This is a genomic window from Rhizobium sp. ZPR4 (assembly GCF_040215725.1).
In the GTDB taxonomy this organism is placed as follows: Bacteria; Pseudomonadota; Alphaproteobacteria; order Rhizobiales; family Rhizobiaceae; genus Rhizobium; species Rhizobium rhizogenes_D.
The window spans coordinates 2,445,967-2,467,177 of the sequence record NZ_CP157967.1 but is presented as its reverse complement, the minus strand read 5'-3'; the positions used below and the strand labels follow the sequence as shown (position 1 = coordinate 2,467,177).

The 21,211-nt window shown below is 59.8% G+C and carries 23 protein-coding genes; 9 read left to right on the top strand and 14 right to left on the bottom strand.

Annotation, left to right across the window (positions count from 1 at the left end):
• Positions 1–50 precede the first annotated feature (50 nt).
• On the top strand, positions 51–377 hold the full coding sequence (locus ABOK31_RS12110; protein WP_092712233.1) for a hypothetical protein: 327 nt from the start codon (positions 51–53) through the stop codon (positions 375–377).
• A 106-nt stretch (positions 378–483) separates the two neighbouring features.
• Here the strand turns inward: ABOK31_RS12110 and ABOK31_RS12105 are convergent, their stop codons facing one another.
• The 4 genes from ABOK31_RS12105 to ABOK31_RS12090 all read right to left on the bottom strand — a co-directional run bounded on the left by ABOK31_RS12105 (position 484) and on the right by ABOK31_RS12090 (position 2,220).
• Positions 484–735, bottom strand: coding sequence for a DUF6074 family protein (locus ABOK31_RS12105; protein ID WP_174171993.1), 252 nt, complete (start codon positions 733–735; stop codon positions 484–486).
• 120 nt (positions 736–855) lie between these two features.
• Positions 856–1,110, bottom strand: a complete 255-nt coding sequence (locus ABOK31_RS12100) for a DUF982 domain-containing protein (RefSeq protein ID WP_349956203.1) — start codon at positions 1,108–1,110, stop codon at positions 856–858.
• 373 nt (positions 1,111–1,483) lie between these two features.
• Positions 1,484–1,735, bottom strand: a complete 252-nt coding sequence (locus ABOK31_RS12095; RefSeq protein WP_349958938.1) for a DUF982 domain-containing protein — start codon at positions 1,733–1,735, stop codon at positions 1,484–1,486.
• Between the two features lie 224 nt (positions 1,736–1,959).
• The gene (locus tag ABOK31_RS12090) at positions 1,960–2,220 is read right to left on the bottom strand and encodes a DUF982 domain-containing protein (RefSeq protein ID WP_075851525.1); all 261 of its coding nucleotides are present in this window, start codon (positions 2,218–2,220) and stop codon (positions 1,960–1,962) included.
• A 259-nt stretch (positions 2,221–2,479) separates the two neighbouring features.
• On the opposite strand from ABOK31_RS12090, the gene ABOK31_RS12085 reads away from it, so the two are divergent.
• Positions 2,480–3,175, top strand: a complete 696-nt coding sequence (locus ABOK31_RS12085) for a DNA-3-methyladenine glycosylase I (RefSeq protein ID WP_349956202.1) — start codon at positions 2,480–2,482, stop codon at positions 3,173–3,175.
• Positions 3,176–3,231: 56 nt separating this feature from the next.
• Entirely contained in the window at positions 3,232–4,263 is a 1,032-nt protein-coding gene (locus ABOK31_RS12080; RefSeq protein WP_349956201.1) for a hydroxyacid dehydrogenase, read from the top strand.
• A 64-nt stretch (positions 4,264–4,327) separates the two neighbouring features.
• On the opposite strand, the gene ABOK31_RS12075 is transcribed toward ABOK31_RS12080, so the two are convergent.
• The 4 genes from ABOK31_RS12075 to ABOK31_RS12060 all read right to left on the bottom strand — a co-directional run bounded on the left by ABOK31_RS12075 (position 4,328) and on the right by ABOK31_RS12060 (position 7,982).
• Positions 4,328–4,984 (bottom strand): methionine ABC transporter permease, encoded by a 657-nt coding sequence (locus tag ABOK31_RS12075; RefSeq protein ID WP_349956200.1) that lies wholly within the window; start codon positions 4,982–4,984, stop codon positions 4,328–4,330.
• The gene (locus ABOK31_RS12070; protein ID WP_174172003.1) at positions 4,974–6,059 is read right to left on the bottom strand and encodes a methionine ABC transporter ATP-binding protein; all 1,086 of its coding nucleotides are present in this window, start codon (positions 6,057–6,059) and stop codon (positions 4,974–4,976) included. The genes ABOK31_RS12075 and ABOK31_RS12070 overlap by 11 nt, the downstream gene beginning before the upstream one ends.
• Before the next feature lie 358 nt (positions 6,060–6,417).
• On the bottom strand, positions 6,418–7,266 hold the full coding sequence (locus tag ABOK31_RS12065) for a MetQ/NlpA family lipoprotein (RefSeq protein ID WP_349956199.1): 849 nt from the start codon (positions 7,264–7,266) through the stop codon (positions 6,418–6,420).
• A 212-nt stretch (positions 7,267–7,478) separates the two neighbouring features.
• Entirely contained in the window at positions 7,479–7,982 is a 504-nt protein-coding gene (locus ABOK31_RS12060; protein WP_349956198.1) for a cupin domain-containing protein, read from the bottom strand.
• A 331-nt stretch (positions 7,983–8,313) separates the two neighbouring features.
• Here ABOK31_RS12060 and ABOK31_RS12055 point away from each other — a divergent pair, with 331 nt between their 5' ends.
• Positions 8,314–8,703 carry a hypothetical protein gene (locus ABOK31_RS12055; RefSeq protein WP_174172008.1) on the top strand — a complete coding sequence of 130 codons (390 nt, stop codon included), beginning with the start codon at positions 8,314–8,316 and terminating at the stop codon, positions 8,701–8,703.
• A gap of 57 nt (positions 8,704–8,760) precedes the next feature.
• Here the strand turns inward: ABOK31_RS12055 and ABOK31_RS12050 are convergent, their stop codons facing one another.
• Positions 8,761–9,174: a carboxymuconolactone decarboxylase family protein gene (locus tag ABOK31_RS12050; protein ID WP_349956197.1), complete on the bottom strand. Its 414-nt coding sequence runs from the start codon at positions 9,172–9,174 to the stop codon at positions 8,761–8,763.
• Positions 9,175–9,410: 236 nt separating this feature from the next.
• On the opposite strand from ABOK31_RS12050, the gene ABOK31_RS12045 reads away from it, so the two are divergent.
• The 3 genes from ABOK31_RS12045 (at position 9,411) to ABOK31_RS12035 (ending at position 12,719) form a co-directional block, all read left to right on the top strand.
• Positions 9,411–10,571 carry a CaiB/BaiF CoA-transferase family protein gene (locus tag ABOK31_RS12045; RefSeq protein ID WP_349956196.1) on the top strand — a complete coding sequence of 387 codons (1,161 nt, stop codon included), beginning with the start codon at positions 9,411–9,413 and terminating at the stop codon, positions 10,569–10,571.
• Between the two features lie 42 nt (positions 10,572–10,613).
• A complete protein-coding gene (locus ABOK31_RS12040) occupies positions 10,614–11,891 on the top strand; it encodes an L-fuconate dehydratase (RefSeq protein WP_349956195.1) in 1,278 nt (425 codons plus the stop codon).
• A 78-nt stretch (positions 11,892–11,969) separates the two neighbouring features.
• Positions 11,970–12,719 (top strand): dienelactone hydrolase family protein, encoded by a 750-nt coding sequence (locus tag ABOK31_RS12035; RefSeq protein ID WP_349956194.1) that lies wholly within the window; start codon positions 11,970–11,972, stop codon positions 12,717–12,719.
• Between the two features lie 102 nt (positions 12,720–12,821).
• Here ABOK31_RS12035 and ABOK31_RS12030 read toward each other — a convergent pair whose 3' ends face one another.
• The 3 genes from ABOK31_RS12030 to ggt form a co-directional block, all read right to left on the bottom strand.
• Positions 12,822–14,375, bottom strand: a complete 1,554-nt coding sequence (locus ABOK31_RS12030) for a VOC family protein (protein WP_349956193.1) — start codon at positions 14,373–14,375, stop codon at positions 12,822–12,824.
• A gap of 129 nt (positions 14,376–14,504) precedes the next feature.
• The gene (locus tag ABOK31_RS12025) at positions 14,505–15,959 is read right to left on the bottom strand and encodes an MFS transporter (RefSeq protein WP_174172015.1); all 1,455 of its coding nucleotides are present in this window, start codon (positions 15,957–15,959) and stop codon (positions 14,505–14,507) included.
• Between the two features lie 354 nt (positions 15,960–16,313).
• A complete protein-coding gene (gene ggt / locus ABOK31_RS12020) occupies positions 16,314–18,056 on the bottom strand; it encodes a gamma-glutamyltransferase (protein ID WP_349956192.1) in 1,743 nt (580 codons plus the stop codon).
• A gap of 276 nt (positions 18,057–18,332) precedes the next feature.
• Between ggt and ABOK31_RS12015 the strand changes: the two genes are divergently transcribed.
• Positions 18,333–18,515 (top strand): hypothetical protein, encoded by a 183-nt coding sequence (locus tag ABOK31_RS12015; protein WP_174172017.1) that lies wholly within the window; start codon positions 18,333–18,335, stop codon positions 18,513–18,515.
• Positions 18,516–18,532: 17 nt separating this feature from the next.
• Here the strand turns inward: ABOK31_RS12015 and ABOK31_RS12010 are convergent, their stop codons facing one another.
• Positions 18,533–19,798 carry a glycerate kinase gene (locus ABOK31_RS12010; RefSeq protein WP_349956191.1) on the bottom strand — a complete coding sequence of 422 codons (1,266 nt, stop codon included), beginning with the start codon at positions 19,796–19,798 and terminating at the stop codon, positions 18,533–18,535.
• Positions 19,799–20,008: 210 nt separating this feature from the next.
• Here ABOK31_RS12010 and ABOK31_RS12005 point away from each other — a divergent pair, with 210 nt between their 5' ends.
• Positions 20,009–20,437 (top strand): OsmC family protein, encoded by a 429-nt coding sequence (locus ABOK31_RS12005; RefSeq protein ID WP_349956190.1) that lies wholly within the window; start codon positions 20,009–20,011, stop codon positions 20,435–20,437.
• 207 nt (positions 20,438–20,644) lie between these two features.
• Here the strand turns inward: ABOK31_RS12005 and ABOK31_RS12000 are convergent, their stop codons facing one another.
• On the bottom strand, positions 20,645–21,187 hold the full coding sequence (locus ABOK31_RS12000; protein ID WP_349956189.1) for a hypothetical protein: 543 nt from the start codon (positions 21,185–21,187) through the stop codon (positions 20,645–20,647).
• Between the last annotated feature and the right edge of the window lie 24 nt (positions 21,188–21,211).

The following is a 21,211-nucleotide window of genomic DNA, read 5'->3' as shown; positions in this document are numbered from 1 at the left end:
AGACGAAACACGCTCTGGCACCGTATCGCCATAGGGGATCGGGATTTTCAATGAGACTGTTTTTGGCGGCGGCCACCATGCTGGTGATCGCCAATTCCGCAATGGCTGCAGACGATGCCGTGAGCAATGCGTTCCGGGTCTGCAAGATGATTGACAATACCGGCTTGTTTACCGCGCCGTGTCAGGTTTCCAGCCGGAGATACGCCGTCATGGCGACAATAGATCTGCCGAGCGCGGATGCCAGAAAGGCCTGCGCGCAGATCACCGGTGTGGTTTCGTCAAAGGGGCTTCATTTCCCCGGCGGAGAATGGACCGTGCAGATCAAGTCACCGACCAGCGGCGACAAGTCCATCGCATTTTGCAGATTGCCGAAATAGGGCAAATCCAGGAAAACTGCGTAGCGGTTTTCTGTCGGGAACTTATGGAAAACAAAAGGATAGAGCGTTTCGCGATTCGAAGAAAAGCGGAAATGCTCTAACACCATCAAGCCGAGGCGTTCAGTTCCTCTTCGGCATAGGCAAGCTGCAATTCCATCTGGACCGCATGCATGAAGAGGCCGGCTTGCCGCGAGATTTCGTCGTCTTCCATTCCCTGTTCGCGCAAGGCGTTGGCAAAGATTGCCATTTCCGAACGCCAGAAGCGATTTGCCGCCTCGCCATGTAGCTGCTGAAGGGCTGTGGCACACCGCCTGACATCACTGGTACGCCTGTCGGCCGGGAATGGTAAAAGCGACATATTCTCTCCGTCGTCGGCAGGGCGAATCGCCTACCTCTGTTGGCAAGATCGCCGGCACTCGTTCATAAAAAGTGAATAATGTCAGAGAGATCCCGCCTGTGGCGGGAAGGGAGGGGAATTTCACTGCATTACGGAGATGCCTGCTTCCTTTGCGGCCTTGATCAAGGCTTCTCTCACGGCCTCCGGCGGGACGGCGCCAAGCATCGCTTCGAGGCAAATCCGCACTGCCGCGACATAATCTTCACCATTTTCCACCGGCCAATGTTCGAGCAGCAGCTCTGCAACCTGGTGCACCGAATTGACGCGACGGGTTCCGCCGTTCTCTCCCATGACAAGCGTGACAGCTGGAAATGGTCGTAAAGTGTTTCGTTTCAAAACGCATTACCTCCGAAACGTTCATGCTTCGGTAACACTGCAAGAAGCGTTCCGGATCGAACGCTATCCGACCGATGTCATTGAAGCTTGTTTCGCTTCCTTCCGCTTGATGAGCAAATTCGGGCCGTAAATTCCCGCAATAGTTGCTTTAAGGCGAACTATTACACATTTCCCGCAAAACTGGATGCGTCTTGGGAGAGCTGCGGACGCGCAAGTGCGATGGCTTCGACGGCCCTATGCCGACCGAGTTTCATGACAATGACGTCGCTCCCAGCTCTCCTGAATGGACGCCCGCAATGAAGGCGCGTGCGAGCACGGAAGTTTGGCGTACTTCAACAGGAGTCGACAGCAGGTTCAGTATCGCAAGGGCGATCTAGTCGAGTACACTGGCCTCGATACACGCCTCGATGAACACCTTCCTGGCGTATTCGCAAAGGAAGGGATCAGTCTCGGCTTCGAGGCAGAGGCTTCGGGCCGAATCGTATTTTTCGCCTCTGACGGCCGGCCAGCGGAAAACGAGGTGATTGTGGGCTTCTTTCGGGCTTCGGATTGCTTCGGGGATGCCATATCCGATACGCAGAAATACGGGCTCAGGCCAACGACTTGCGCCGGCACTAAAGGTCATGTTCATTTTTGATGATGCTCCGACATTGCGGCTGAAACTCCTGCCAAGGCAAAAAGTTTCGCAATTTCCGGAAAATCGGTCCTCACCACTCTGCGGGAGCGGCGCTGCGCCAAACAGCGCGGGCAGCCTGTGAGGCTATATGGCAATCAACAGGAGAAAGACTGCAATGAGTGCCAAGCCTGCGAAAACGGTGCGCAGCCCGTCTCGGAACAGGACAGCATATCCTACTGGACCACCGGCATCTCGAGGGGGACGCCAGCCTCCGACGCCGCGGCGACGAAGCTGTTACGGGCCTCGAGCGGTTGTCCCTGACCTCTTTCGACGTCGGCGCAAACCTGCAGAGCCATCATGAAAGCCTTGCCCTCCGCGACAGGCCATGCGTTCAGCAGCATGTCCAGCGCTTCTTTCGTGTTCGCGACCGTATAGACTTTTCCGGTGCGCTTGCAGATGACCATGATGGGATAATTCCAGTCTTTATTATTCATGGCAGAAGGCTCCGATCCGACGCCGCCGAAATTAACGCTACGGTGTGCGGAATCTCAAGTTAATTTCAAGACGATATCTGGAGCAGTTCGGAACTGTTTCAATTGTCGGGAAAACAATTCGAGCGCCGGCGTAATCAATTTTCGAGTCAAAACTTTCGATGGCATGTTTTTCACAGAAAATCATTGCGCGGAGATTACTTGCATGGAGCAATGAGATCATAAAAGACTTGTCGCACAGCGTGGCCGACGGGAGAGGCTGATGGGAAGTTTTGCCGAAATCAAGGAGCGGGCCGAGAAGCGTAAGGGAGGCGCCGACGGGCTTAGGGCGCTGATGCCCAAGGCACCGAACCATGAGACCCTGCGTGCTCTGTCCGATGATCGAATCTTGTCGGAGATGACGCGCTACATCTTCTACGCGGGCTTCGTGCGTAATGTGATCGATTCGAAATGGGCTGGTTTCGAAGCGGCATTCTCTGGTTTCGATCCCGCCTTTCTCAATCTGGCGTCAGATGATTACTGGCATGATCTGACCTCGGACCCACGGGTCATCCGCAATGGTGCCAAGATCATGTCGGTACGGGCCAACGCGCAGTTCATCCGCGCGATTGCTGACGAGCATGGTAGCGCCGGCCGTTTCTTTGCCGATTGGCCGCTTGTGGATCAGATCGGCTTGCTTGCCGTTCTGGACAAGCGGGCGAACCGGCTAGGCGGCATGACCGGGCAATATCTCCTGCGGGCGATCGGCCGCGATAGCTTCGTCATGAGCCATGACGTTCTCGTCTGTCTACGGCTTGCCGGCCTCCCTATCTCGGAAAATAAGCCCACCAAGAAAGATCTCCGGTTGATACAGGATCAGTTCAATGCCTGGCATGCAGAGACGGGTCTGCCGCTCACCTATCTCTCGCGCATCTGCGCCTTCTCCGTCGGAATGCCGGGGGAAGAGGATGAGGCCTGATTGATCTCATCCATCGGATGATATTGGATCGCGTCCCGATAGAGGGAGAAACAGAAATGACGACCGACAACAGACCCTTGGCGATCAGCGCACCGGAGCCGCGCTCGCTCGAGCTTATCTTTGCCGAGGACGCACTGTCGCTGCTTCATTCGAAATACCGCATCGTCGAGGCGGACCCGGAGAATATTGCCGGACTGGGCGACGAGGTGCTCGGGGAGGCGCGCTACATCATCGGCCAGCCGCCCCTGTCGAAGGAGACACTCGACCGTATGCCGCAGCTGCGCTGCATCCTGAATGTCGAGAGCAATCTCATCAACAACATGCCCTATGAGGTTCTTTTCGAGCGCGGCATCCACGTCGTCACTACGGGCCTCGTCTTTGCCGAGCCGGTCGCCGAGATCGGTCTTGGATTTGCCCTGAGCCTGGCGCGTGGGATCGCCGATGCCGATTTGGACTTTCGCGAGGGCAGGGAGCTTTGGGGCGGTGACGGCAATGCCAGCGCGCGGCTGATTTCAGGTAGCGATATCGGCATTGTCGGCTTCGGTGATCTCGGCAAGGCGTTGAACCGTGTGCTTTCCGGCTTCCGCTCCAACATCAAGGTGTTCGATCCCTGGATGCCGCCATCGATCCTCAGGGAGCATGGCGTGCAGCCCACTGGGCTGGACGAAGTCTTGTCCGGCAGTGATTTCGTGTTCGTGGTCGCGTCGGTCACCAGCGAGAACAAGGGCTTTCTCGGCGCTGAGGCCTTTGCAAAGATGCGCAAGGGTGCGGCTTTCATTCTGCTCAGTCGCGCCGATGTCGTCGATTTCGATGCGCTGATGGCGGCGGTCGCCTCCGGCCATATCGTGGCGGCGAGCGATGTCTATCCCGAGGAGCCGCTCGGCAGGGATCATCCGGTACGCAAGCTCAAGGGTTTCTTGCGTTCGGCGCATCGCGCCGGCGCACTCGACAGCGCCTTCAAGAAGATGGGTGAAATGGTGCTGGAGGATATGGATCTGATGGATCGCGGCCTGCCGCCAATGCGCTGCAAGCGTGCCGAGCGAGAAACGGTGTCGCGCATGCGCTCGAAGCCGGTTACGCGCAATTGATCATTGTTCTCCATGCCCGGCGCCATGTCTCCCCGGCGCCGGGAATGAGTTTGTTTTGGTGGAACTAGCGGCGATCAAGCCGGGTGGCCAGGCGATCGCCCAGCCACTGCATACCCCAGACCAGAATGATCAGGATGATGACGACGGCGATCATGATGCTCGTCTCGTAGCGTTGGTAGCCATAGCGGATGGCAAGGTCGCCAAGGCCGCCGCCGCCGATCGTGCCGGCCATGGCGGAAGCGCCGATCAGCGTCACCATGGTTACGGTGAAGCCGGCGACGATGCCGGGCATGGCTTCGGGTATCAGTACCTCACGGATGATGGTCCAGCGATTGCCGCCCATGGCGCGCACCGCATCGATCAGGCCGCGATCGACGTCGCGCAGCGAGACTTCCGCGACACGCGCGTAATAGGGAATGGCGGCGATGGTCAGCGGCACGATTGCGGCCGTCGTGCCGAGCGCCGTGCCGACGATCAGGCGCGTCAGCGGAATCAAGGCGATCAGCAGGATGATGAAAGGCACGGCGCGGAAGCCATCGACCAATATGCCGAGAACGCGGTTGATCGCACCCTGTTCGGCAATGCCGCCGCGGCCGGTGACGACGAGCGCGAGGCCAAGCGGCAGGCCGACGATGAGGGAAAGAAGGCCGGATGCACCCGTCATCCAGATCGTTTGCCAGAAGGAGCGCCAAAGCAGGCCGAGGATTACGTCAGTTGTCATAGCCTAGAACCTCCACCCGGGCGGAACGGGCTTTCAAAAAGTCACTGACCTGCGTCGGCAAGGTCGCATTGTGCGTCGGCACCGCCACGAAGAAACGGGCGACGGGCTGGTTCTGGATATGGTCGATGCCACCGTGAACCAGCCGGAAGGAGCGGGGAAGGGCGGCCGAAAGCTCGGCAAAAAGCGCGCCTTGCGCGGCAGGGCCGGCTAGATCGACACTGAGGATGGCTTCAGTTCCTGATGTTGGTGAAAGGCGGGCGGCGATATGCTCGGGAAGCTGCGGGCGGGCGCCGCTGAGCAGGCTTGCTGCGATCTCCGTTTGCGGATTGGCGAACACCGTCCATACCGAACCTTCTTCGACGATCCGGCCGGCGTCGATGACCGCGACACGATCGGCGATCGAGCGGATCACTTCCATCTCATGGGTGATGAGCAGGATCGTCAGGCCGAGCTTGCGGTTGATGTCCTTCAACAGTGCCAGGATGGATCGGGTGGTTTCCGGGTCGAGCGCCGATGTCGCTTCGTCCGAAAGGAGAATGGCAGGCCGGGCGGCGAGGGCGCGGGCAATGCCGACGCGCTGCTTCTGACCGCCTGAAAGCGCCGATGGATAGGCTTTTGCCTTGTCGGCGAGGCCGACAAGTTCGAGCAGTTCGCGAGCGCGCTGCAATCGTTCCTGCTTGGAGACGCCTTCTATCTTCAGTGGAAGCGCTATGTTTTCCTCGACGGTCCTCGAGGACAGCAGATTGAAATGCTGAAAGACCATGCCGATGCGGCGGCGCAGCGGCTGCAGCTCCTTTTCCGAAAGGCGGGCGATATCGCGGCCCTCGATGTGGATCTCGCCGCTATCGGCACGTTCCAGCCCGTTCAGGCAGCGGATCAGCGTCGATTTGCCGGCGCCGCTGCGGCCGATGATGCCAACGATCTCGCCGCGTCGTGCAGTCAGCGATATGCCGTCCAGGGCCGGCGTCGCGCCAAACCTGCGGCGGACATTGATCAGGCGGACGATCTCGTCGCCCGTCGATCGCTCAGGAGGCGCCTGTCCGTCGATTGATGTGGCAGGGGTGAAAGAATTCATTCTCTGTCTCTTTTTGTAAAAGCGGCCTTTGAGTTTGCTGAGGCCATTATACCCCCCTCTATCCCTTTCGGGACATCTCCCCCACAGGGGGAGATTGGTAATGTTTGGCAAGCCATCACCAGGAGGCACAGATTGCATACGCGGATGCTTCGCTGATTTGTTTTGCGGCGCGGGCGGCATACTCCCCACGATCTCCCCCTTGGCGGAGATGTCGCGAAAGCGACAGAGAGGGGTGCGCACTCTCCACGAACTTCTCAGCCAACGTGGTCGCATCCTTCATGGAAAAACGCCGAAGGCGGCCCGGGCAAGATGCCCCGACCGCCCGCCGTTCAGCGCTGTCCCCCGCGCCGTCCTGATATCAATAGGCGCTCTGGCCAGTCCCCTTGTAGACTTTGTCGAATTCCGCCTTGACGGTATCGTTCTGGTAGGAGGCAACCAGCGTCTTGACCCAGGCTTCGTTCTCGCTGCCCTGCTTGACGGCGATGAAGTTGCGGTACGGGTTGCCTTCGGTCTGTTCCTGCGCGATGCGGTCTTGCACCGAGAGCCCCGCTTTCAGCGCCCAGTCGGTGTTGACGACGGCTGCATCGAGATCGTCGATCGAGCGGCCGACGATGCCGGCATCCAGTTCCTTGATGTCGACGTTCTTCGGGTTTTCCGCGATATCGGCGACCGTGGCGAGGATGCCGGTGCCATCCTTGAGCTTGATGATGCCTTCATGCTGCAGAACGAGAAGCGCGCGGCCCTCGTTGGAAGGGTCGTTCGGCACGCCGATGGCAGCGCCCTTGGGAAGCTCGGCCACGGTCTTGTATTTCTTCGTGTAGAGGCCGATCGGCCAGATACCCGTATAGCCGGCAACGACGATGTGGTAGCCGTGCTGCTTGATCTGGTTGTCGAGGTAGGGCTTGTGCTGGAAGGCATTGGCGTCGATTTCGCCGCGCTCCAGAGCTTCGTTCGGCTGGGTATAGTCGTTGAAGACGACCGGCTCGACCGTCAGGCCCTTCTTGGCGGCTTCAGCAACTACGACGCGCCAGACATCCTCGTCCTCGCCGCTCATGATGCCGACCTTGATCGTCTTGTCTGCGGCGAAAGATGGCGTGGCGGTTGCCGTCAAGCCGAATACGGCGACAGCGGAGGCAAGGATGGCGGCAAGGCCGGCGCGGCGGGAAAGGCGCAGCGCGTCGAAACCTTTAGAAAGCTTTTCAGTCATGGGAAATCCTGTTCCAGATGGTCGAGATCGTTCTCTCGTTGACCGTGGGATCATCTCAGACGTGCGCTCTATCCGCGAAGCAGGATCATGCGTTGTGCACTGCGGTTCTGAAAAACTCTTTTCAGTGCAGCGCAAAAGAGCAAACTAATTTTCTATAAATACAGTAGATTATTTATGTGGCAAAATAGGCATCTGCATAAAAAATAGACAGATTAGCGGTGAATCGGATCTTTCCAGAGAACCTCTTCCGGCTTTTCAACCGGTTCGATGTCGAGATTGACGACAACCGGCTCCTGGCCGGAGCGGACAAGCACGCATTCCAGCGTCTCGTCGCGGCTGGCATTGATCTCCTGATGCGGCACATAGGGTGGTACGAAGATGAAGTCGCCGGGGCCGGCTTCGGCGACGAATTCCAGGTTGTCGCCCCAGCGCATCCGCGCCTTGCCTTTGACGACATAGATGATGCTTTCGAGATCGCCGTGGTGGTGAGCGCCGGTCTTGGCATTGGCGTGGATGGTCACGGTTCCCGCCCAGATCTTTTCAGCGCCGGCGCGGGCATGGTTGATCGCGGTTGCGCGGTTCATGCCGGGGGTCTGAGCCGTATTCGGGTCGAGGGCATTGCCCGGGATGATCTTGATGCCATGCTCGCGCCAATCGACGTGTTGGTGGCCGGGATCGTGGCCGTCCTGATGCTCGTGTTCATGGTCGCCGCACATGGTCGTCCTTTCGGAGCTGGAGGGAGATTCGCATGTCTTCCACAGATGCGCTGTCATTTCACTCTACGCGAAGTCATTCAAAAATAAAGAGAATTACAGAAAATTTGCAAAGAGGCTTTTCAAGTCGAGATTAATCTATAGACTTGATCAAGTTACATGACCGGTGGGAACATTTCGTGTGCGTCCCGCGTTGCGCCGGTCACAAGATGGTTTGCCGCGCCATACCCCCCGTTTTCGGGCGCGCCAAACTGAAGAAGCAGCGCTTGGGTCTCGGAGGAGAGACCATCGACTTTCATATATGCGCCGGACTTCCAATTGAAAGGAGACAGACATGTCGAATGCCTTGCCGCCCCTTCATGAGGGTCATGCCCCCATCACCCTGCAGCAGCTCTTCCGCGAGGCGCTCTACGCCTTCGAGGAATGGGACAGCGAAGTAACCGAACCGATCGTGACGTTCGAGGGACGTATTCACCCCATCAGCGTCGTGTTCGAAACCATGCGCGAATGCACTGATATCGTGCCCAATAACATCGTTTCGGCCGTGACCGAGCGGCTGACCAAGCCATGGGAGGGCGAGGGTCCGCTTGACACGATGACCTTTTCGACGGCCGCCCGCGTGATGGGCGTTCTGGTCCGCAAAAGGCTCCTGGCCGTGAACAATGGCGTCAACGTCGCTGCCATTGCGGCAGATACCCAGGCGGCGGAAACGTCGGATCGCTAATAGCGAAGATTGTTTATGGAAGGCCCGCTGGCACGCACCAGCGGGCCTTTTGGCATTTTATCGATTGCCTACGTCGAATTCGGGATCGACGGGAATCTGCATCGCCGTCACGAGGTGATTGGTCTGTCCGGCCAGTCCGATAACCGCCAGCAGCTCCCCATGCTGGGCGTCAGTCATGCCCTTCGCCCTGGCGGCCGCCGTGTGCGAATGGACGCAATAGGTGCAGCCATTGGCCGAGGAGACGGCTATGTAGATCATTTCGCGTACGAGCGGATCAAGTGCGCCTTCTCTCACCATGACCGCTTTCAGGCCTTCCCAGGTGCGTTTGAGCAATGCGGGATCGTTGGCGAGGCCGCGCCAGAAATTGTTGACGAAATCGGATTTTCTCACCGCGCGAATGTCGTCGAACACCGCCTTGACCGCCGGGATCGCCTCCGCTTCTGCATCATCGAGCAATTTGACCGTCGCCATTTCCTCTCTCCTTCCTTTCAGCAATTCTCATTGTGTGGAACCATAATGCATTGCCTGCTGAGATGGGCGGGCGGAGCTTCCATTATCCTCCCTCTTTTCGTTTGCAAAAATCATCCATATGTGAAAATACTATTTACATAAGAAGAGTGAGGCTGGTGCGGAAACCGATGACGAGGATGATCCTCGAGGCGGAGAGGTGCTTTTGGCCGGGGTGAAGGCAGGGAGTGGGAGTATCGATGGCGCTGAAGAAGGACTTGCCGCTGGCCGGGCTTGTCGTCGTCGACATGAGCCAGTTCCTGTCCGGTCCTTATTGCACGCTGCGGCTGATGGATCTCGGCGCCAGGGTCATCAAGATCGAACGGCCGGGCGGCGGCGATCTCTCGCGCGGGCTCTATCTCAGCGATGACGAGAGTGGCGATTCCACCATCTTCCATGCGATCAACCGCTCCAAGGAGAGCCTGGCGATCGATCTGAAGAACGAACGCGATATGAGCGCGCTGCGCAAGCTCATCTCAAGGGCCGATGTCCTGGTACAAAACTTTCGACCCGGCGTGATCGAGCGGCTGGGCCTGGATTATGAAGCCGCGCGCAAGCTCAATCCGCGCCTCGTCTACTGCTCGATCAGCGGCTACGGCGGGGAGGGGCCGTGGGTTTCGCGGCCGGGTCAGGACCTTCTGGCGCAGTCGCGCTCCGGCGTCATGTGGCTGAACGGCGACGAGGGGCAGGGACCTGTGCCCTTCGGTCTTGCCATCGGCGATATGCTGGCGGGTGCTGCGGCGGCGCAGGGAATTCTTGCAGCGTTGGTGCGGCGCGGCGTGACCGGCGAGGGCGGTTTGGTGGAAACCAGTCTGCTCGAGGCGCTGGTCGATCTGCAGGTCGAAGTGTTGAGCGTGCACATGAACAGCGGCAACAGGCTGCCCGAGCGCTCCCATGTCCGCAGCGCCCACGCCTATCTTTCCGCGCCCTATGGCGTCTATCCCGCCGCCGACGGCTATCTCGCCATCGCCATGACGCCGATTTCGAAGTTGGCCGATCTGCTTGGCATGGAGGAGCTGGCGCCTTATCGCGACGATCCGAAGAGCTGGTTTACCGCGCGCGACGAGATCAAGGCGCTGATCGCCGCTCGCATTTCCACCCGCAATGTCGACGACTGGCTCGCGATCCTCGAGCCAGCCGACATCTGGTGCGCTAAGGTGCTGAACTGGCCGGAGCTTCTGGGCAGCGAAGGCTTCCGCGTTCTCGACATGCTGCAGACGGTCGGGCGCGATGATGGCATCAGCCTGCAGACCACCCGTTCGCCCATCCGCATCGATGGACAGCGGCCGAAATTCGAGCGTGCGGCCCCGCACGTTGGCGAGCATAATGCGGCGCTCTGGGAGGAGTTCGACCTTGGCTGAAGAGGTCGCGAGGTCGCCGATGGATCTAGAAGGAGTTTTCCAATGACGCGCATCACCAATCTTCGCGTTTTCGATTTGCGCTTCCCCACATCGCAGAGCCTCGACGGTTCGGATGCGATGAATCCCGATCCGGATTATTCGGCGGCCTACGTCATTCTCGATACCGACAAGCCCGGCCTTGCCGGCCATGGCCTGACCTTCACCATCGGCCGCGGCAACGACATCTGCTGCATGGCGATCGAAGCGATGCGGCATCTGGTGGTCGGCACGGAACTCGCGACCGTTCTGGAAAATCCCGGCAAATACTGGCGGCATCTGACCAGCGACAGCCAACTGCGCTGGATCGGTCCGGAAAAGGGCGCGATGCATCTGGCGACGGGCGCCGTCGTCAATGCCGTCTGGGATCTGCTGGCCAAGGAAGCCGGCAAGCCGGTCTGGCGGCTGGTTGCGGAGATGGATGCGGAGCAGATCGCCGATATCGTCGACTATCGCTACCTGACTGACGTTCTCACCCGCGAAGAGGCGGTTGCCATCCTCAAGAAGGCGGAGACCGGCAAGGCTGATCGTATCGCCACGCTCGAGCGCGAGGGCTATGCCTGCTACACGACCTCGGCCGGCTGGCTCGGCTATGATGACGCCAAGCTGCGCCGCCTGTGCCAGGAGGCGATCGACGCCGGCTTCAACCATGTGAAGATGAAGGTCGGCCGCGATCTCGAAGACGATATCCGTCGCCTGACGATTGCCCGCGAGGTCATCGGCCCCGACCGCTACCTGATGATCGATGCCAACCAGGTCTGGGAAGTCAATCAGGCGATCGACTGGGTGAAGAAGCTCGCCTTCGCCAAACCCTTCTTCATCGAAGAGCCAACCAGCCCGGATGATGTCGCCGGACATCGCAAGATCCGTCAGGCCATCGGCCCGGTGAAGGTTGCGACCGGCGAGATGTGCCAGAACCGCATCATGTTCAAGCAGTTCATCGCCGAGGGCGCGATCGACATCGTGCAGATCGATTCCTGCCGCATGGGTGGCCTCAACGAAGTGCTGGCGGTGCTGCTGATCGCCGCCAAGTATGGGTTGCCGGTCTGGCCGCATGCCGGCGGTGTCGGTCTTTGCGAATATGTGCAGCACCTGTCGATGATCGACTATATCGCCGTATCCGGCACCAAGGATGGCCGCGTCATCGAATATGTCGATCACCTGCACGAGCATTTCATCGACCCCTGCATCATCCGCGACGCAGCCTACATGCCGCCGGGCCTGCCGGGCTTCTCGATCGAGATGAAGCCGGAATCGATCGCGGAATATACGTTCAAGGGTTGATCTGAAACCCGGATCGGCCGCTTTATTCCTTGGCAGAAGCTGTGCAATATCTGCGCAATTCTGCCAGGGAATCGATCGATGCGAGTGACTTTTACTGTCGTCCTGATGCTTCTGTCATTCCTTGACTATGGAAACGCCCGGGCCGGCGGGAGGGAGCAATTCACCGTTGCGGCAGCTGGCGTCAATGTTCTGATCGAAGGTTTTGCCAGTACGTCAGATAGGTCACGTCCGGCCGTCATCATTCTGAGCGGCAGCAAAGGTTTTGCATCGCCCGCCTATGATGACCTTGGGCGCAGCTTCAATGCAGCTGGTATCGACGCTTATCTTGTTCACCTGCTTTCACCCGTCGATGAGCAGGCTATTGTCCGTGCGGGCAGCGCCAGCGCCCGTATCGCCTATTATGCGACGCGTCGACCAGACTGGATCGCGACGGTTCACAAGGTGATTTCCCATCTCAATAGCCAACCGTACCATGCCCGTCGGGTCGGCGTGCTCGGCATATCGCTTGGAGCGCAAACCGCTGCTGCCGCTTCGGCTGATACCACCGACATCAGCGCGCTCGTGCTTGTCGATGGTGCATTCCCGGAGGGCTATTCGAAGCAAGTAAGCTCCTTGCCGCCACTGTTCATCGTTTGGGGCGATGCCGACCGCACTTTTCCCGTCTCGACCGCACAAAAGTTGCGCCAGATGGCCCAAGATTTGGGTGGGTCTGTCAGCCTTGATCTCCACAAAGGCGGTGCGCACGATTTCTTTCTGAAGCCGGGTGCGCAAGCGACGGCGGCTCAACGGGGTGTTCTCGATTTCTTTGTATCGCAGCTGTCGAAGTAACCTTAGCGGATGTTGCAAGGCGCCCGTCCGTGAAAGGTTGCGACGAATTGGCGGCGTACAGTGGATGCGCTTTGGTTATGCAAGCCGATACAGTTGAAGCGCTCAACTCGAGCGCTTCAACCATGCCTGAATGACCGGTGCATCGGCATCGTCAAACTCGTGACCGCCGGGAACGGTTGCAAGTTTGACCTTTGCGCCGCCACCACGCAGGCGTTCGGCGAGAGGTTGAGCGTATGGCCCGTACAAATCCTTTTCGCCCGCGACCACCAGCACCTCGGCATTGGACATATCAGCCACCGGCGGATTTTCGAGCACGGCCATCGAGCGCAGCAGCACCGCGCGGCGGATGAGGTGCGGGTGGAGCGACAGCATGGCGTTCAGCAGGTTGGCGCCGTTCGAATAGCCGATATAAACGATGCGGTCCGGGTCGAGCCCGTAGGCATGGATCGCGCCATCGATGAAAGCGGCAAAGGCTTCCGCCTCGCTGGCGATGTCGGCCTGATCGAACGTCATCGGCCCATTGCGACGGAACCAGCGTGGCGCACCTTCCTCGAGCGCGCGGCCGCGTACCGAAAGCAGCGTTGCGTCGGGGTCGATCGCGTGGCCAAGCGGCAGCATCGTCGTTTCGTTGGCGCCTGAGCCGTGCAGCAGAATGAAGACATTGCCGTTCGGCTGCTCAGGCGTGAAGAAGCGATGGATGAAGGGCAGATCGCGATAGATGACGCGCGGCTCGCCGGGCATGGAGAACTGCGGCAGGATCACGTTCAGCTCAGCCAAGAGCTTCGGACTGTCGCCGGGTGCAAAGAGGCGCGTGCCAAGCGTTGCCTCGTCCTCGTCGATCAGCATGCCCGGTGCGTCCGTCGCAAGTTCGAACAGGATGCGGCCGGGCTCGCGGACGTAGAGCGAGCGGAAATACTTGCGGTCATGCATCGCCGTCGGCCCGGAATTGATCGCCTGCAGTGCTGTGCGGACCGATTGTAATTCGCCGTCGTCCGTGGCGCGAAAGGCAACGTGGTCGACCGTGCCCGTGCCCGGGGCGCTTGCCCAGAAGCCGCGAGCATCGCGGATATCGAGGATATCGCCCGGCTCCGAGACGAGACGGCTGATCGCGCCGCTGGTGGCAAGCCGCCGGTAGTCGAAATGATCGACCAGCATGGCCTGCGTCTCCTCGGGCGTTTCGCTGAACAGCGTTGCGCCGCGGATACGCCGGATCGCGTGTTCCTGCGAAATGGTATCGCTCGTCCACGGAGCTGTCGCCTGCAGGGCATTCGCGCCCACGAGCTTGACGATGACGCCGTCGGGGTCCTTCAGCCGCAGGACAGGTTCACCGAATTCTTCGGAGGGACCTTCCGGCTTGAGGCCGGCGCTCAGGGCGCGTGTCAGCCAGAAGCCGATGCTTGCGGGATCGATGGCAAGCGAGATTTCGCCGATCTGGCCGACGCCGGCGCGGCCGGGCGAACCGTCCTCCCACACGAGAAAGGTAACCAGCGAGCCGGGCGAGCCTGTGGCGTCGCCATAGATCAGATGAAGCTGTGTGGCGTCCTCGAAGCCGCCGGTGCGCTTGACGAGGCGCAGGCCGAGAAAGCCGACGTAGAAATCGACATTCGCCTGGACCTTGCGGGTGATCAGCGTGATGTGATGGATGCCAGCGACCATGGGATGCTCCAGACTGTCATTTCGTTCTGGTCGCTATTTAGGTCATGGGCATTGTTCAATGCAATGCGCCGTCCGTGGAGGCACTGTTCACAAAAGCTGCTATTGCCTGGATCGGCGAGCGGCGAGCAATCAATGCTCGCCGAGGCTGTCTTCCGGCGATTTGCGGCGGTGGCCGCTGATTTCCGAGCCGGCGGTGCGCGAGAAGCTGGCGTTCCAGATCACTGCGAGCAGCGCGATGGCTGTCACGACGATGAAGGCAACGGAGAAATCGACCATTTCGGCCTTGCTCTCTCCGCGGAGTTGCATCGAGCCATGCAGGGCAAGCGCCGCGACGCAGATGCCGAGGGACAGCATCAGCTGCTGGAAGGTCGAGTAGAAGCTCGTCGCAATGCTCATGCGGTCGCGCTCGATCTCGTCATAGGCGATCGTGTTGTAGGCCGTGAACTGGAACGACATGAAGAAGCCGCAGAAGAACAGGATCACGAAGATGACGGGCAGCGGCCAATCCGGCTTGAAAAGGGCGCACATGCCGTAGCCGAGCGTGCCGATCAGGCCGAAGACGATCAACGCCGTGCGGAAACCGAGCGTCCGAAGGATGCGGACCTGCAGCGGCTTCATGACCATGGAGCCGAGCGCGGTCGCAATGGCGATCTGGCCGGCGGCGGCAGCCGAGAGGCCGAAACCGAGCTGCAGCATCAGCGGGATCAGGAAGGGGTGGGCACCCTGGCTGATGCGCGTCAGCGAGCCGGCGATGACCGAGGTGCGGAAGGTCGGCACCTTCATCAAAGAGAAATCCATGATCGGCGAGGGATGCTTGCGGGCATGGCGCAGATACGCGATGCCGAAGAGCAGGCCGATGGAGATCAGGAAGACGGCGAGATAACCTTCGCCCTCGCGGCTCGACATTTCAAAGCCGAAGAGCAGCGATCCCAGCGAAATGCCCGAGAGGATGAAGCCCGAGAGGTCGAAGCGGCCGGTGCGCGGGCCTTTTACCTCTTCGATGAACATGCTTACGAGGATGAAGCCGACAATGCCGATCGGCACGTTGATGTAGAAGATCCAGCGCCAATCGAGATAGGTGACGAACATGCCGCCGACCGGAGGGCCGAGGATAGGCCCGACGAGTGCGGGGATCAGCAGCCAGGACATGGCGTTGACCATGTCTTTGCGGGCGACGCTGCGCATCAGCACAAGACGACCGATCGGCAACATCATGGCGCCGCCAAGACCTTGTAAAAGCCGTGCTAGGACGAGGAAGAACAGGTTCGGCGCCTGCGCGCAGAGAAGCGAGCCGACAACGAAAACCGCAATCGCGGAGCGGAAGACGGTGCGCGACCCGAAACGATCGGCAATGGCGCCGCTGGCGGGAATGAAGATTGCGAGGCTGAGGAGGTAGGATGTCAGCGAGATACTCATGGCCGGCGCGCTGACGCCGAAGTCTCTTGCCATGGTCGGAAGGGCTGTTGCGAGCACGGTCGCGTCGAGCTGTTCCATGAACATCGCACTTGCTACGATAAGTGCTACTACACGAAAATTCGGTGCGGCCCGCCGGGTGGGGGCGGCCTGGAATATCTGATCCGACATTGTCGGGAATCGCTCTCGATGGTGCGGAGGGGTCCTAAGACAGAACCGCAAGTCTGGTCATGGCGCGAAGGCCTATTTGAACGGCGGTTTGTATACTCCTGCTTGCGCGCGATTGCTATATCAGAAATCGCAAATCCTATTGATGGGATGAAAAAAATGACGCACATGCAGGGGCAAACGGCATCAAATGAACGTGAGGTGAATGAAGAGGCGCGATATCGCGCCGAAATGCTCACGCTTGGTTTTTTCGCGTAAGATAATGTGCTCGTTTGGCTGGCTGCCATAGGCAAAAAGACCGGTGCCAATTGGTGGTAGCACCGGTCCGAGTCGTCGTTTTCAGCAGGTGTCGAAGGATCAGTAGCCTTCGGCAAGCCCCGAGCCGGCGCGGCTGTCTATGGCGCCGTTGTAGCGGGCACCACCGCCCTTGGCGATGTCGCCGAGACTCTTGCCACCGACGAGGATGCCGGCTGCCTGACCCCAGATCGGCCAGCTATTGTCGACCTGAACCGTGTAGCCCATGCCGGTCAAAAGCTTGATCGTATCGGGCGAGAGCGCACGCGGCTCCATATAGACCTTGTCCGGCAGCCATTGATGATGGATGCGCGGGGCGTCGATCGCTTCCTGAATGTTCATGCCGAAATCAATGACGTTGATGATCGCCTCGAGCGTGATGGTGATGATGCGCGAGCCGCCGGGGCTGCCGATCACCATGAAGGGCTTGCCATCCTTGGCGATGATCGTCGGGCTCATGGATGACAGCGGTGTCTTCTTCGGCTGGATGGCATTGGCTTCACCCTGCACCAGGCCGTAAAGATTGGGCACGCCGGGCTTGGAGGTGAAGTCGTCCATCTCGTTGTTCAGGAGTATGCCGGTGCCCGGCGCGACGACGCCGGCGCCGAAGGAGCCGTTCAGCGTATAGGTGACGGCGACGGCATTGCCGTCATTGTCGATGATCGAATAATGAGTCGTCTCATGGCTTTCGCCGAGACCCTTCGGCATCAGATCCTTGGAAACGCCAGCCTTGTAGGGCGAGATGCTGTCGCGGATCTTCTGGGCATAGGCCTTGTCCAGCAGCTTGCTGACGGGATTGTCGACGAAATCGGGGTCGCCAAGCGCCGAGTTGCGGTCGACATAGGCGTAGCGCATGGCTTCGACCATATAGTGGACCGTGTCGGCAGAGGCGTAACCAGTATAGGAGAGCGGATAGCCTTCCAGCACGTTGAGGATTTCGCAGATGATGACGCCGCCGGAGGAGGGCGGTGGCGAGGAAATGATCTCATAGCCGCGATAGTTGCATTTCACGGGATCGAGTTCGCGAACCTTATACTGCTCGAAATCCTGGTTTGCGAGAATGCCGCCCTTGTCCTGGCTTGCCTTGACGATGGCGTTGGCGACCGGCCCCTTGTAGAAGCCGTCAGGCCCCTGATCGGAAATGCCCGATAGGGCGTTGGCGAGATCCGGCTGTATCAACTTGTCGCCCGTCGCGAAGGGTTTTCCGTCCGACTTGGTGAAGATCGCCGCGGTGGCCGGATCGCGCGACAGCCACGCCTTGCCCTCGTTCAGTTCGGCGGCATCGGCCTGGTTCAGCGTGAAGCCTTCCTTGGCGTAGCGAATGGCCGGTGCCATCAGATCCTGGCGGGATTTCGTGCCGTATTTCTCGCGGGCGGTCTCGAAACCCATGACAGAGCCAGGAACGCCGACGGCGAGATAGCCGTCCGTGCTCGCGCCTTTGACGATATTGCCCTTGTCGTCGAGATACATGCCCTTGGTGGCCGCCAGCGGGGCGCGCTCGCGGAAATCCAGGAAGTCCGTCTTGCCGTCGCGCATGCGGATGGTCATGAAGCCGCCGCCGCCGATATTGCCGGCGGTCGGATAGACCACAGCCAGTGCATAGCCGACCGCAACGGCGGCATCGACGGCATTGCCGCCATTCTTCAGCACTTCGACGCCGACATCGGTGGCGAGATGCTGAGCCGTGACCACCATGCCATGTTCCGCTTCGACCGGTGGCGGCGCGGCGGCTCTGGCCGTGACGGAAAAGAGAGCGAATGTGACAAGGGTTACCGACGAAATCGCCCGTTGGCGGAATTGGTGCATGATGAATATGCCTCCATTATTATCTTGGTGAAAAATCGCCCACGGATGACATGGTGTCACGCGCGAAAATGGCGATATCCGTTGTCACAATTTTTTTAATTGAGCGATGCCGGCATGGGTCGGAATCCGGCTCACTATGTCTTCCCTGCACTACTGCGGATAAATTCGGTCTTCCGACCCTGCGGAAGTATGCTTCGCACTTGCAATATTTCTTTTATTAGTTGAGCCTATTTTAGGTTGTTGCTTGTCGAGGCGAGTATTGCGTGGAGGGTAATCATGGCCGTGACGAAGCTCGAGCAATGGAAGAGCGAGCGCAGGAGTAAGACCAGGCCGTTCATCGTCGGCGAAAGGACGCATGTGGTCGAAATCGAATGCGACCATTGCAGCCGGCATTTCCTCCGGTGGGCGTCGACTGCAGCCGCCTATTGGCGCTGCGACGATTGCTCCGCCATCGTCTAGGCCACCGGTTCCGGTCGCTATGCGATCAAGATTGCGCGGAAGTCGTTGACGTTCGTTCCCGTCGGGCCAGGGACGAAGAGATCGCCGATCGCGTTGAAAACCGTCCAGGCATCATTGTTTGCGAGCATCTCGGCTGGCACCAAACCCGCCTCGCGTAGCCGCGCCACCGTGCCGGCATCGGCAAAGGCGCCGGCATTGTCCTCGCTGCCGTCGATGCCATCAGTGTCGGCTGCCATCGCGTGAATGCCGGCATGGCCGTCTATGTCGATCGCCAGCGACAGAAGGAATTCCGAGTTTCGGCCACCCTTGCCTTTGCCCTTCAGCGTCACCGTCGTTTCGCCACCGGAAAGCAGCACGATCGGCTTGGCGAAGGGGCGGTTGCGATGAAGCACTTCGCGGGCGATGGCGGCGTGCACATGGGCGGCCTCGCGGGCTTCTCCTTCGATAGCATCGGAGAGGATAGCCACTTCAATGCCGGCCGCTCGTGCAACCTCGGCCGCAGCTTCGAGAGAGACGCCGGCGGATGCGATGAGATGCACTTCATTGCCGGCAAAACGCGGATCGTCCGGGCGCGGGGCATCGGCTTCCGCTTTCTCGATATGGGCGAGAACGGTCGCAGGCAGTTCGATGCGGTAGAGGCGGATGAGATCAAGCGCTTCTGCGCGCGTGCCGACGCCGGGTACGGTCGGGCCGGACGCCACCAAGGCTGGATCGTCGCCGGGGATATCCGAAACGACGAGGGAAACGACCTTGGCGGGGTGGGCTGCTGCCGCGAGCCGGCCGCCCTTGATGGTCGACAGATGCTTGCGAATAACATTCATCGCCGAGATCGGTGCGCCGGAGGCGAGCAGCGCCTTGTTGACGGCGATCTCGTCGGCGAGGCTCAACACGCCGGCCGGCGAGGGCAGCAGAGCCGAGCCTCCGCCTGATATCAGGGCGATCACCAGATCATCTTCTGTCAGGCCCTCGACGAGTTTCAGCAATCGACGGGAGGCGATGAGGCCAGCTTCATCGGGCACCGGATGGGCGGCTTCGATGATCTCGATCTGGCGGCAGGGGGCGGAAAAGCCGTATCGCGTCACCACCAGGCCTTCCAGCGGACCATCCCAGCATTGTTCCAGCGCGGCCGCCATCTGAGCCGAACCCTTGCCGGCACCGATGACGATCGTCCGGCCCTTCGGCTTTTTCGGCAGATGCGCCCGGATGCCGGTCAGCGGATCGGCGGCGCGAACAGCGGCATCGAATAGCGAGGTCAGGAAGGCGCGGGGATCGGAAACGGTCATGTTGAGCTGCCTGTCTGCTAGAGCGTTTGTACGCAATTCCGGACGGAAAACCGCTGCGCACTTTTCCTGGAATTGCTCTAAGAGCCTGTAACCATTTGGTGGCTTAACTGGTTTGAAGACGCAAGGGGTGGGAACTGCAATTGTGTCCTGCGCGATGAATCCCTATGTAGAGGAAAAGGGTTTCCCGCTTTTATTTCAAGGATTTTCGATATGGCCGAACTGAAAGTGAAGACGAGGCAGACAGGCGCAACCGCTACGGTCGGCCGCACCGGCTTTCCGCATGTGACCTCAGTGACGGGTGGCGAGATCGATATCATCACCTCGCCGTCGCAGCCCGGTTTCAACCCGCTCGACCTGCTCTATTCCTCGCTCTCGGCTTGCCTGGTCTTAAGTGCCCGCATGGCGGCGAGCAGCCTTGGCGTGCTCGACAAGCTCACAGAAGTCACCGCCGTCGTGACGGGCGAAAAGGCCACCGAGGGCGTCTCCCGCGTCGAGAAATTCAACATTGCCTTCATCATCAAGGGCGATTTCGGCGATGAGGTGCGCAACGCCATCGCACACGCCGCCGAAGATGAAATCTGCACCGTGAGCAACACGATCCGCGGCAATCCGCGGTTTTCGACTGTCATTTCGGGGTAAATCGCAAAAGCCCCTCATCCGCCCTGTCGGGCACCTTCTCCCCGTCTTGACGGGGAGAAGGTGATGGCAGCACCGTCACTGTTTCCTTTCTCGCGCTGAGTTGGGCGAGGGTACGCGTTCATTCCTGGGTGTGGGGGCGAAGGGCTAGGTGAGATCGTTCCCTCTCCCTGTCATAACGGGGAGAGGGCTGGGGTGAGGGGCCTTTCACTATTTCGAAGGAAACTCAAATCCCTCAAGATAAGGCCCAAGCTCAGGGTCGATATCCACCTTCACGGCATTGTTGTAGATCGCCGTCGCGATCATGATCCCCGCGAAAGCCACGAGATTGGCAAGCGTCGGCTCGTCGTAGCGGGCTTTTAGCCGTGCCCAGACGTCTTCAGGAATCGCGTTGGAATCCCCGACGATCGCCTTGCCGAATTCGATCAGCAGGACTTCGTCCTCCGTCGGTATAATCGTTTCCGGCGTCAGGCCGGCATTGATCAGCGCCCGCCGAAAGAAACCGACGGGGATAATCGAGCGGCATTCGATCGCGATGGCATGGCAAAGCAGCCAGACGGCGCGATCGTCCAGAGCCGGGCGCAGCTCTTCGCGCAGGGGAAACCATTCGGCATAGATGCGATGCGCCACCGGCGAATGCAGCAGTGTCCGCTTCATGTTGGTCATACGGCCACGCAGCTGTATTTCGCGGTCATGTTCGGCGCGCACGGCGTCGGAAGCGGTTTCGTAATCGATCGGCGTGATGTGGCTCATGTCAGTCTCTTAATGCTGGGGGTC